The following is a 12786-nucleotide window of genomic DNA, read 5'->3' on the forward strand; positions in this document are numbered from 1 at the left end:
TTATCGGTTAAAAGAGAGAGTTAGTTTACAGGATGATCCATTCGTTGGGGGATTTACTATGTGCATTTTTGGAAGTAGGTGATATGGGAGGGAAATGTAGAGTGGAAAAAAGCATATAATAGGTGGTAAGAGGGAGTATATCCTTTCCATCGTCTCGACACATGTGGAGTGTGTGGTAGTAATATATCGAGATAAGAAGCATTGATGAACGAGGGTTTAAGAGTAATTTGAATATGTTCCTGCGTTCAAAAAATAGCATTAGGATTGAGTGCTGGGACATATTTTATTTACATACATATGATGCTAGACTAAAAAGTGGACACCGAGAATCGAGAATGCGAGAATAAAATCAAATACATTCGAGGTGCGTCCCTATGAGTAAAAACTACGACAAGGCTCTTAAAGTTCAAACCGTTCAAATGATTCAAGAAGAAGGTAAACCTGTCTCTCCAGTGGCGAGAGAATGGGGCATCTCCGCGAACACGCTGTATCGTTGGGTAGCTGAACATAACCAAGATGGAAACAGGCTTTCCCTGGCAGTGGGAACCTGAAGCCAGCGGATCAAGCCACAAGAGAACTCCACAAACGCATTCGTGATCTGGAAGAGGAGAACGATATTCTAAAAAAGGCGATGCACTACTTTGCCAAAGACCGACGCTGATCTATATGATCACCGCTTCCAGTGTCGTGTTGCAAAGATGTGTGCGGTGTTTAGTGTTTCACGAAGCGGCTATTACAGATGGGTACAAACTCGAACGATTCATAAAGAACGACAACAACTACGGGAAAAGCTCTTACAACGTATCCGCCGGATCTTCTTGGATTCAAGCCGTTTGTAGGGCAGCCGGAAGATTCATAAAGCTTGGGTTCAGGAAGGAGTTGTCGTGTCGGAAAAAACGGTCGTGCGAATCATGAAGGAGCTTGGTTTAACGTCCAGAACCGTGAAAAAATACAAAGCAACTACGAACTCCAAACACCAACTGCCTGTTCATGAGAACCTTTTAAACCAGCCGTTTGTTGCTGAGGCTCCAAACGAGGTGTGGATGACGGATATTACGTATATTCCCACCGATGAAGGCTGGCTTTATTTGGCGAGCGTGATGGACTTGTACAGCCACAAAATCGTAGGATTCCACATGGATTCTCGGATGACTAAAGAGTTAGTCATTCAGGCCCTTGACCAAGCCTATCGTTTCCAACGACCGGGCAAAGGGGTTCTGCATCTTCGGATCGAGGGAGCCCATACGCATCTCACGAGTATCAGCTAAGCTGGTTAAGTACCACATGAAAGGCAGCATGAGCCGCAAGGGGAAATGTTATGACAACGCCTGTATCGAATCCTTTCACAGCGTTCTAAAGAAGGAACTGATTTAATTAGACCACTACAAAACCCGTCGTGAGGCAAAGAAGCAGATTTTCGAATATATTACATGCTTTTATAATGGAAAACGAATTCACTCTTCCCTAGGTTATGTATCTCCAAATCAGTATGAACGATTGTACTGAAAACCCGCTTGAAGTTCTCGACGTGGGGTGTCCATTCTATTGACAGTAGTCCAAGTTTCTACGATGAAAATTCGGATCATATCAAGTTAGTAGTGCAAGACATTTTAAAAAATTGGCGTAATCGTTCTAATAAAGGAAAATATAAACCTTTGTTTACAACTCACGTGGGTGGTGGTAAAGCAAGTACGCCAATGGCAATGATGTATTTTAATGAGTTTCAACGTGTCAACGAAGAAAATAAGAAGAATGGCGGACAATGGTTAAAAGTTGCGGTAACATTTAGTCAAAACACTTCAAACAATGACGGTATGCTTGCCGCCAATCAAGGTTTGTACCCATGCCATTACAGCTTATAATGCTGAATTTGGTACATCTTTTGGAATGGATGGTGTGGCGGTGCTGGTTAAGAATTTTATGACCCATGCGCTTCAGAAAACAGATTAAATGAATGTAAGATACAGAGTGATTCAAATAAACTGCCTCATCTTTCAAATAAGAAAGCCTGACAGCCGCAAATACTGGTAGTAGGCTTTGAGAACATAGGGGGATATATGTCCTGGAGCAAATTGAAGCAACATCTGGAGAGTTTCCTCTGTCCTGCGTTATATGGAAGAGTTGAATACCGGGCAACCAGCTACCGGTATTTACCTGATAAATCTGGAATTTGTTATATCGCTGTAGATAAAAAGAACGTACTCAATATGAGTGATACAACGAGCTCAATCAGATGGTATCAGTCGGATCAGGAAATGAAGAGTGATCCCAATATCCAAGTTCCTATCAACGATGAAGAAATTGAAGCGATCAGAAAAGATACCAAGGGAATCATTCCGGAGGATCGTCTAAAAGTAATTGCAAGAAGTAGAAAAATATCAGAATATGCAAAGGATATTTTGTCAGCACAGGCTTCATTAAGTAAATCCAATTTTATCGTTGTCGCTAATCAGTTTTTATCTATTTCTATAGAGGAAAGCTTAGAGAGTAATGATATCTTATTGAATATTCTAGCTTTAGTGGACAGACGAGTTGGAAAAAAGCGAATATTAAACATGACCGAGAAGATGAAGTTAAAGCATCCAATTGTGCAGTATTTTTATGAACTACGGCGTAGTACGTTATGAAAATAAATAACTTTCATTGAAAGAGTATTCAAGACTAGTCAACAGTATCGGTTCTGGACTTTCACATACGTCAAATCACTGACGACGAAGCGTTTAGCTTCCGTTTGCTCGAACTCCCGCTTCAGAATATTCGCCGTCGTCGCATCGTTACATGCCGTTTTATGGGGCTTATATTGTGCCACCGTGTAGGTGGAAACGAGCCCCTGTTCTTTCATGATGCGGCCAATGCGGCGTCTGGAGACGATGAACCCGCGCTTGTGGAGCTTCACTTTGATCTTGCGTGTGGCGTAGGCTTTTCGATTCTTGTGAAAGATTCTCCTGATGAGCGATTGTCCTTCTCTTTGAAGGAACCCGTCGCCTGAGCTTGTTTGCTCCAACGGTCTAAAGCTGAGGCTGTGAGGTCATATTCCTCCACAATCGCTGCTCTGGTTTTTCCATTTTCATAAATTTGTACCATTTGCTTCTTGAATAATGAAGCAAACCCAAGCATAGAGCGGAGGAGACGGAATCGTTCTGAAGAAGCGGAGCGTTCGCCTTTGAACTCGGATTTTTACCGTTAAAATATAATTACAAAAATCTGGAGGCAACAGCGATCGGAAGAATGATCCGTTTATCTAATGGCCTCACATCCACGTACTCTCTCAGTCCAACCAGTCATCAAGTTACTCAGATAACCCGACATGACCCTTCACAGTCAACTCGGGTTTTATCATTTTCCCTCCCTAATTCCCGCTTCATATATCTTCACGCCCCATCCAACACCGCCACCCGGATAGTTACACCCACTCCCAACATCATGTATAGTAAAGTTATGGGAAATAAATATGAAATAAATATGAACCCGCATATTATCTTGAACGTTTAACCGTACAATAAGAAACATTGCAAAAACGAGGAGGAACGTGATGATACATCCAACACAGATTCAGGATATGCTGCAAGCCGCGCTGGAGACGGGCGGAGATTTTGCAGAGGTGTTCGTCGAGGATCGTACCAATGGACAACTGGGCATGACCGGGGGAGTCGTGGATACGGCGCTGTCAGGCCGGGATTTCGGGATTGGCATTCGGATCATGAAGAAGCATTTTTCGGTGTACGCCTACACCAGTGATATGAGCGAACAAAGCCTGATTCGACTGGCCAAATCGGCCGCCAAGGCCATTCGCGGTGGTGGAGCGCCAGGTACACATGCAATTACACTCCATCCCCACGCCATCCCTAATCACCATCCCATTGCCATCATTCCCGACGGATCACAGAAACACGCCAAGATCGACATGATGAGACGTGCGCATGAGGCGGCAAGCCAATACGATCCTTCCATCTTGCAAACCTCCATTGGCATTAGCAACTCAATCCAGAACGTACTGATCGCCAATAGCAACGGGCTACTGGTGGAGGATACCCGTACGTATACACGGATGAGAATAAGTGCGATTGCGACCGATGGGGAGCATAGACAATCCGGTTTTCGCGGGCCCGGAGCTTATGCGGGGACTGAATTTCTGGAGAGCCTGAATATCGAAGAAAATGCGAGAGACGCGGCTCGTATTGCTACAACCATGGTAAAAGCGGGATATGCGCCTAGCGGCAGACTGCCTGTCGTGATTGAGAACGGCTTCGGGGGCGTTCTTTTTCACGAGGCGTGTGGACACGGGCTGGAATCTACGGCAGTGGCGCATGGAACGTCCGTGTTTGCAGGCAAAATCGGACAGCAGGTGGCTTCGCCGCTCGTCACGGCTGTGGATGATGGAACGATTCGGAATGCCTGGGGCTCGCTCAATATCGATGATGAAGGAGCGCCGACACAGCGCAACGTACTGATCGAGAACGGTATTCTAAAAGGATATCTAATCGACCGAATGGGCTCGCGTCAAATGGGTGTACCTGCAACGGGATCAGGACGAAGACAATCCTATAAATTCGCGCCTGCATCGCGCATGAACAATACGTTTATTGCGAACGGGGATTCGACCCGTGAAGAAATCATTGCAAATACGGAGTACGGGATCTATGCCAAGTCGCTGGGTGGCGGTTCGGTGAATACTTCGACGAGCGAGTTTAATTTTGCGGTCGAAGAGGCGTATATGATTCGCAACGGTAAAATTGCTGAGCCGGTCAAAGGTGCAACGCTGATCGGAAAAGGGATTGAAACGCTCCAGAATATTGATAGGGTCGGCAATAATCTGGATCATGGGCAGGGAATGTGCGGCTCGGTCAGCGGAAGCCTTCCGGTCAACTGCGGACAGCCGACGATTCGAGTGTCCGAAATGACCGTCGGCGGACGGAAGGGGGAATAGGCCATGAATATTCAGCAATTTCAGGAAGCGTTGTTCACGAAAGGTCGGGAAATCGGCTACGCAGATATGGAAATCTACTATGTAAATGGACGTTCTATCTCGGTAAAGGTACTGAAGGGAGAAATTGATCAGTACACGATTGTTGAAAATGGCGGGCTTTCCTTCCGGGGCGTTATTAACGGGAAAATGGGCTATGCCTCTACGGAGAAGCTGGAGCCGGACGTGATCGACTTTTTATTGGAAGAAGCACGCAGCAACGCGGACATTTTGGAGAGCGAGGAACAGGATGAACTATTCGAAGGCTCTGCAAGCTACCCTGAGCAGCCTGCCTATGCTGCCGCATTAGCTGACACGGCTCCTGAAATTCTCATGGAGGCTGCGCTAGAAATGGAGCGTACAGCGCTTGCCGCAGATCCACGGATTGTGATGGCCAGACATTGCTCGGTCAACATTCGTGAAAATGAAGTCCTGATTGTCAACACGAAAGGGCTGCACTGTCATCGCCGCAAAAGTCTGGCTACCGCTTATGTATACGTCATTGCGACAGAACATAATGAGACGGTTACCGGGGGCTGGCATGATTATTCCCTGCGAAGTGTGGAAGAAATTAATATTACGGATGTGGCGCATAAAGCCGTAAAAGAGGCTGTTTCCAAGCTGGGTGCGCACACGATTCAATCCGACAATTACCCGGTGATTTTCCGTCATGATGCAGCGGCGCAGTTGTTGGCCGCGTATACGACGGTGTTTTCAGCAGAGTCGGTGGATAAAGGCTTTTCAAGATTGGCTGGAAAATGGGGTCAAAAGGTGGCAAGCGCCAACGTCACACTGGTCGATGATCCGCTTATGGAGAACGTTCCGGCAGGCAGTATGTTTGATGCCGAAGGCAGCGCGACGCGCCGTAACGAAATCATAAAGGACGGAGAACTGCGGACGTACTTCCATAACCGCAAGACAGCCCGCAAGGCTGGGGTGCAAAGCACCTCCAACGCTTCCAAGAGCGGCTATAACGGTAAAATCGGGGTGTCGTATCATAATCTATATGTGGCACCCGGCTCCTCTACGTTGGAGGACATGATTCGCAAGACGGATCGTGGCTTGATGATTGTGGAGCTGCAAGGACTGCATGCAGGTACGAATACGGCTTCCGGTAATTTTTCGCTGGCTTGTCTGGGGTACTGGATTGAGCAGGGGCAAGTGGTCAGAGCTGTGAATCAGATTACGGTATCTGGTAATTTTTTTGACGTGTTGCAGCAGATTGAAGAGGTTGGTAACGATTTGCGTTTTACAGGGAGCTGCACTTCACCATCTCTCAAGCTGGCTTCACTCTCCATTTCAGGGTCATAACGACTGGAGCGTTCTCCATCTTTCCAGACCTTCGGCTTGTTTCTGGCGTTCCATTTGCCTGTGGATTACAGATGCTTGATGTAGCGGGGTATGGTAAAGTAGGAGAAAGCCTTTAAAATATGAAAAAAAGACTTGGTTACAGCAACGCGACAGAGTATTATAGACAATAATATATTCGAAAAAAAGGTTTCGAATTGAATTTTTATTGGGGGATGGATATGAGATATATAAGCACTAGAGGTCGAGTAGAAGCCAAGGGATTTATTGATACCGTGCTCATGGGGTTAGCTAACGATGGGGGCCTGATGGTACCGGAGCAGATTCCAACTGTGTCGGCAGCTACGCTGGAGCAATGGGCAACATTGAGCTACAGAGAGCTGCTGCTAGAAGTTTTTGCGCTGTATATCAATGATGAAATTCCTTGTGAGGATTTGGAGCAACTGGTGGAGCGCAGTTATGCGAGCTTCCGTCAGCCAGAAGTCACGCCAGTGAAGAAGATCAACGATTCTCTATATATTTTGGAGCTGTTCCATGGTCCAACGTTTGCGTTCAAGGATGTAGCGCTGCAATTTATGGGTGAATTTTATTCCTACGTGTCCAAGAAGCAGAATGAGATCATTCATATTTTGGGCGCAACCTCGGGCGATACCGGGGCGGCAGCGATTCAGGGGGTACGTGGCAAGGAAGGTATTAAAATCTGTATTTTGCATCCACACCAAAAGGTGAGCAAGGTACAAGAGCTGCAAATGACGACTGTTGACGATGAAAATGTATTGAATCTGTCCGTGAAAGGGAACTTTGACGATTGTCAGAAAGTCATTAAGGACCTGTTTGCCGATCTGGATTTCAAAGGTAAACATCATCTGCGGGCGATTAACTCGATTAACTTTGTGCGTATTTTGGCGCAAACCGTGTATTACTTCTATGCTTATTTCCGGGCACAGGAGACTGCGGGTACGAAAAAAATCAATATCAGCGTGCCATCCGGCAACTTTGGCAATATTTTTTCCGGCTTTCTCGCGAAGAAAATGGGCCTGCCGATTCATAAGCTGATCATTGCGACGAATGAAAATAATATTTTGGAGCGCTTCGTGAAGACTGGTGAATACAAGCCAGGCGACTTCAAAAGTACGTATAGTCCTTCCATGGACATTCAGGTGGCGAGCAATTTTGAAAGATACCTGTACTACTTCCTTGGAGAAGATGCAGCGAAGGTATCTGATTACATGAACACTCTCAAAACCGAGGGACGGATTGTGATCAGTGCAGAGGATTTGAAACGGGTACAGCAGGATTTTGAAGCCCTGGGCGCTTCGAACGAAAAGTGTCTGGAACTGATTAGCAAATACAAAGCCGAATATGACTATTTGCTGGACCCTCATACGGCTTGCGGTCTTGCTGCGTATGAGGCGTATAATGGCGAGGGAGAAGTATGTGTGACCTTTGCAACAGCGCATCCGGCTAAATTCGACGAAGCGATCCGTCTGGTGAACATTAAGCAGGAGTTCCCGGCGCAGATTGAACAATTGTTCTCGAAATCGCAGCATCAGCAGGTGGTAGAGTATGACGAAGCGAAAATTGTGCGTCAGCTTGAAGCCTTCTATGTGTAGAAGATCATCCCGATCACGACGAGTTATACCATCATAGAATATAAAAAAAGAGGCTACGCCCTGTGGAGGCCACTGAAAAACATGGTTCTCACAGATAGCTGAAAGAGAATCCATGAAAAAGACGACATTCATTCCTTTGTTTTTGAATGAGATGTCGTCTTTTTTTGCTTCCTCATGTCTACGAGTCTCCTCTTTTTAGCTCATCAACTTCAAGATCCGCTTCAGATTCACCGCGAAAATCGCCATCGCTCCTTGTATTTCCATGCCAATCAGACCCGAGGAGGATGCCACATCATACCCGTTGTCTGTGCTTGAGTTCACTGTTCTTGCTTCAATTTTGTATCGCTCTTTGGCCTTGGTCTTAAAGGCCTCACTCTCCTGAAATACGGCTTGAGCCAGATGTTCGTCGCTTTTTATACTTACAGAATACGTCTTGCTTTTTGCCCCGTCCTTGTAGAAGCCTTCCCGAAGAAGGCATCGCTTGCATGTTTCTACGTCAAAGTAATAGGTGTCGGTTTGGTTTTCTCCTTGGCCCTTTTTCCCCTGCCGCGCCCGGCGAGTTGCTAGATGACCCGCCTTGCACACATACATCCCTGCATCTTTATTGAACTCAAATTCGTCTTCCTTCTTTCGATTTCCCTGAGTAATTAAAGGATGTAGTTTTACGACCAGTTGGATGTTTTCTTGCGCACTGTAGGCGAGGTTATCTTTTTCTGAATAGGCTGCATCTCCAATCACCGTCTTCACTTTCATTCCTACCGCCTTACTTTTTTCAATCAAGGTTTGGAGTTGCTTGCCGTCGTGTTTTTCCCCGGTGGTAATGGTTGCCGCTGTTATGATTCGCTCTTCACTCATAGCAATGTGGGTTTTGTAACCAAAAAACGAGAAGTCCACACTTTTGTGACCGATTTTGGCATCGGGATCCGCAGACGTTTGCAGATGCTCCACATCGTCGGTGACGGTTTCTTTCAATAAATTCAACGGTTCTGTCACCTTCGGCAGTCCGGTAAATCGCCCATCCTGTTCAATCACAGCGACCAGTTGCTGGCTATACTGGATTTCATCTTCTAGGACATCCGTGGCGGGTTTGGCGGGAAACTTACTTTTCATGGATTCATCCAGCGTGTAGATGGCCTTTCTCAGACGCTTGGAACGTTCCCGTAGCACGGCTTGCGGTGTTTTTTGAGTGTAGCGGGCTTGGGTATGAGTTGCGTCCACAATGATAGATTTGCTGCGAATGACGCCTTTTTCGATGGCGATTTCCACCGTTTTGCCGATGAGCAGATCTAACAACTTCATCCCTTTGAGCCGTAATTTGCAAAACTTGGTGAGTAGACTGGGATCAATGACAGCTTCTTCTGGAGCCATATGCAGAGCCAAGAAGCCCTTAAAAAGTTGTCTGATTTACTGTTGACAATCCAGAAGAAAGCATCATTACTAACAAAATAGTAATAGATCCAAGAGACAGCGGGATGATTGATCATCAGGAATGACTAACTAAACTAACATGATGGTTCAACTGAACACAAAAAGAGATGCCCCTGATAAATTTAAGGATCATCTCTTTTTAGATAAAACAATTGAACACAAAAAAACACTATGATATAATCGATAGCGTTATTGACAAATCATATAAACAAATAAAAAATATTATTCCTATTTTTATAGTACATCTATAACTTTGATTTGTCAATGTTTTTTTATCCCCCCCCAAAAAAAACAGAAGGGATGGTGGAATGTGCGATCAGGCTGTCTACACCCTCAAGCGGTTTTGAGAAGAAGTACGCGGCGACTTACTTTGGCGGTGAATAGGCATGACGATGATTGTTCGCTTTTTTCTCTATATTAATGGTTAGGAGAGATGTTGAATGAATTCACTGGTTCTCGATTTTCAAGAAATGGATAATACTCAGCTTTTGCTTGTTGGTGGAAAAGGGCTGCACATAGGGGCATTAACCAAAATAGAAGGAATACAAGTGCCAGAAGGTTTTTGTGTTACAACAGTGGGATATCAAAAAGCCATCGAACAAAACGAAATGGTTCATGCTTTGTTGGGTCGTCTAACTACGCTTAAAGTAGAGGATCGAGAACAAATTGGTGAAATCAGCAAGAAGATTCGACAGGCCATTATGGAAGTAGCCATTCCTTCCGATGTTGTGAAAGCAATTGCTTACTATTTCTCCCAGTGTGGTGATGAATATGCTTATGCCGTCCGTTCTAGTGCGACTGCTGAGGATCTGCCGCATGCTTCTTTTGCTGGTCAACAAGACACTTATTTAAATATTATCGGCAAAGAATCCATCTTGGAGCATATCCGCAAATGCTGGGCTTCTTTATTTACGGAGCGCGCGGTAATTTACCGAATGCAGAATGGATTTGATCACAGCCAAGTTTATTTATCTGTTATCGTTCAAAGGATGGTGTTCCCACAGGCTTCAGGGATTTTATTTACCGCTGATCCCATCAATTGCAACCGAAAGCTGCTCTCCATCGATGCCAGTTTCGGACTTGGAGAAGCGCTGGTCTCCGGCTTGGTATCTGCCGATTGTTATCAAGTACAGGATGGGGTAATCGTCAGCAAGAGGATAGAAACCAAAAGAATGGCTATTTATGGACGAAAAGAAGGCGGAACAGAGACCAAGCAGCTCAATCCTGATCAGCAAGAGATGCAAGCCCTTACGGATCAACAAATTTTACAACTGGAACGCATTGGAAGACAGATCGAAGAACATTTCGGCTGCCCCCAAGACATCGAATGGTGTTTGGCTGACGATACATTTTATATTGTCCAGAGCCGGCCAATCACCACTTTATATCCCATTCCTGAAGCAAATGATCAGGAGAATCACGTGTATGTATCTGTCGGCCATCAGCAAATGATGACTGATCCTATTAAACCACTGGGGATATCTGTTTGGATGTTAACAGGTGCCACATCCATGTTTAAAACTGGTGGTGGAAGGCTGTTTGTGGATATCACGATGAGCCTGGCTTCACCGGATGGCAGGCAAAATTTGTTGGATGTTTTAGGGCACTCCGATCCGCTTATAAAAGACGCGCTTACTACCATCATAGAGCGGGGAGATTTTATAAAATTGGACCCAAATGACAAAAGCGAACCTGGACCCGTTAAAAGCCATAAGGGTATGTCGTCTGCGAATATTATGGAAGAATCAGGAAATGACCCAGCAATTGTTGCTGATTTGATTAAGAGTAGTGAGACATCGTTATCAGCGTTAAAACATAACATCCAAACGAAATCGGGATTGGATATATTTGGTTGTATCCTGGAAGATATGCAGCAACGGAGGCAGCGTGCGTCAGATACGAAAAATTTGAGTGTGATTATGGCCGCCTTCCATGCTTCAGCATGGATCAATGAAAAAATGAATGACTGGTTAGGTGAAAAAAACGCAGCAGACACACTTTCCTTATCTGTACCTAATAACGTCACTTCAGAAATGGGTATGGAGCTACTGAATGTTGCAGATGTGATTCGTCCCTATCCGGAAATAATTGAGTACCTCCAACAGGTAAAAGATGATAACTTTTTGGATGAACTGGTTCAATTCGAAGGCGGCCAGCAAGTGTGTGATGCTATTGCTGCTTTTCTCGACAAATATGGAATGCGATGTGCCGGGGAGATCGATATTACAAGAACACGCTGGAGTGAAAAACCAAGTGTACTGGTACCCATGATCCTCAGTAACATCAAAAACCTTGAGCTTGGCGCCAGCAAACGAAAATTTGAGCAAGGGCGACAGGAAGCTTTGAAAAAAGAACAGGACTTATTAGCCCGATTGAAACAATTACCGGGTGGTGAACAAAAAGCCGAAGAGACAAAACAAATGATCAACCTGATCCGGAATTTCATCGGTTATCGTGAATATCCGAAATACGACATTGTTAGTCGCTACTTTATTTATAAACAGGCTTTACTAAAGGAGGCGGAACGACTCGTACAAACCAACGTTCTTCATGAAAAAGAAGATATTTACTATCTCGCTTTTGAAGAAATGCAGGAAACCATACGCACAAATAAACTGGATTACCAGGTCATCGACAAACGAAAAGATGAGTACAGGTTATATGAAAAACTGACTCCGCCACGTGTTATCACATCTGATGGCGAAATCATTACGGGTCAGTACAAACGAGAAAATATCCCCGCCGAAGCTATTGTAGGTCTCGCTGTTTCATCGGGCGTTGTAGAGGGGCGGGCACGTGTGATCTTGAATATAGAAGGGGCTGATCTGGAAGATGGCGATATACTAGTCACCGCCTTTACTGATCCCAGCTGGACTCCATTGTTTTTATCCATAAAAGGCTTGGTTACGGAGGTGGGCGGACTGATGACCCATGGAGCAGTTATCGCACGTGAATATGGCTTGCCAGCCATTGTGGGAGTGGAGAATGCGACCAAACTGATAAAAGATGGGCAACGAATTCGCGTGCATGGAACAGATGGGTATATCGAATTATTATGATGGATAAATAAGGAATTTTGATTATGAGCAGCGGCGGTGAATCAACAAAATCAGTGACATTTTTCCTGTACAGGACTGTGATAAGCAAAATACAAATACACTTAAAAGCAGAATCCTAAAATGCATCTTTCCCACAAAGTTTCCTCTTCTCCATGCACGTAATTCACTTCAACTTTACTCCGTGGCATAGAGCAATAATCATAGATTTGACTGTTTCGCCAAGGGATATTATCTTCTGAATCTGGTACCGATATAGGATGTAGACCAACGAACTCTTCTGATGTAAGAACCATCATTATAGTCTTGTCGATCTTGTATCTGACCCATGCCGTCGTCCATAAATCCTCATTAAAATCAGGCCAAACACCATCCCAATAAAGGACATGTTAGCTATGGACAGATACAGCGTTTTGCC

8 protein-coding genes and 2 pseudogenes are annotated in these 12786 nt (G+C 45.0%); 7 read left to right on the forward strand and 3 right to left on the reverse strand.

Features of this window, described 5'->3' with window-relative positions; genetic code table 11:
- The first annotated feature begins 374 nt into the window (after nucleotides 1-374).
- From ACWGOO_RS04660 to ACWGOO_RS04670, 3 genes and pseudogenes are all read left to right on the forward strand, one after another.
- A pseudogene (locus tag ACWGOO_RS04660) lies at nucleotides 375-1506 on the forward strand (IS3 family transposase).
- A 92-nt stretch (nucleotides 1507-1598) separates the two neighbouring features.
- Complete coding sequence (locus tag ACWGOO_RS04665) at nucleotides 1599-1862, forward strand: hypothetical protein (RefSeq protein WP_452481653.1); 264 nt, start codon at nucleotides 1599-1601, stop codon at nucleotides 1860-1862.
- 195 nt (nucleotides 1863-2057) lie between these two features.
- The gene (locus ACWGOO_RS04670; RefSeq protein ID WP_452481654.1) at nucleotides 2058-2627 is read left to right on the forward strand and encodes an SF0329 family protein; all 570 of its coding nucleotides are present in this window, start codon (nucleotides 2058-2060) and stop codon (nucleotides 2625-2627) included.
- A gap of 38 nt (nucleotides 2628-2665) precedes the next feature.
- Here ACWGOO_RS04670 and ACWGOO_RS04675 read toward each other — a convergent pair whose 3' ends face one another.
- Both ACWGOO_RS04675 and ACWGOO_RS04680 read right to left on the reverse strand, forming a co-directional pair.
- Nucleotides 2666-2896: an IS3 family transposase gene (locus tag ACWGOO_RS04675; RefSeq protein WP_452481655.1), complete on the reverse strand. Its 231-nt coding sequence runs from the start codon at nucleotides 2894-2896 to the stop codon at nucleotides 2666-2668.
- Entirely contained in the window at nucleotides 2893-3117 is a 225-nt protein-coding gene (locus ACWGOO_RS04680) for a hypothetical protein (protein ID WP_452481656.1), read from the reverse strand. Before ACWGOO_RS04680 ends, ACWGOO_RS04675 begins: the two co-directional genes overlap by 4 nt.
- 415 nt (nucleotides 3118-3532) lie before the next feature.
- On the opposite strand from ACWGOO_RS04680, the gene ACWGOO_RS04685 reads away from it, so the two are divergent.
- From ACWGOO_RS04685 to thrC, 3 genes are all read left to right on the forward strand, one after another.
- A complete protein-coding gene (locus ACWGOO_RS04685) occupies nucleotides 3533-4927 on the forward strand; it encodes a TldD/PmbA family protein (RefSeq protein ID WP_452481657.1) in 1395 nt (464 codons plus the stop codon).
- 3 nt (nucleotides 4928-4930) lie between these two features.
- Nucleotides 4931-6274 carry a TldD/PmbA family protein gene (locus ACWGOO_RS04690; RefSeq protein ID WP_452481658.1) on the forward strand — a complete coding sequence of 448 codons (1344 nt, stop codon included), beginning with the start codon at nucleotides 4931-4933 and terminating at the stop codon, nucleotides 6272-6274.
- 218 nt (nucleotides 6275-6492) lie between these two features.
- Nucleotides 6493-7884: a threonine synthase gene (thrC, locus tag ACWGOO_RS04695; RefSeq protein ID WP_452481659.1), complete on the forward strand. Its 1392-nt coding sequence runs from the start codon at nucleotides 6493-6495 to the stop codon at nucleotides 7882-7884.
- A 195-nt stretch (nucleotides 7885-8079) separates the two neighbouring features.
- Here thrC and ACWGOO_RS04700 read toward each other — a convergent pair.
- Nucleotides 8080-9276, reverse strand: a pseudogene (locus tag ACWGOO_RS04700) (transposase); the annotation flags it as partial.
- 476 nt (nucleotides 9277-9752) lie between these two features.
- On the opposite strand from ACWGOO_RS04700, the gene ppsA reads away from it, so the two are divergent.
- Complete coding sequence (gene ppsA / locus ACWGOO_RS04705) at nucleotides 9753-12371, forward strand: phosphoenolpyruvate synthase (RefSeq protein WP_452481660.1); 2619 nt, start codon at nucleotides 9753-9755, stop codon at nucleotides 12369-12371.
- The last annotated feature ends 415 nt before the right edge of the window (nucleotides 12372-12786 follow it).

The organism is Paenibacillus sp. NPDC055715, from assembly GCF_053617595.1.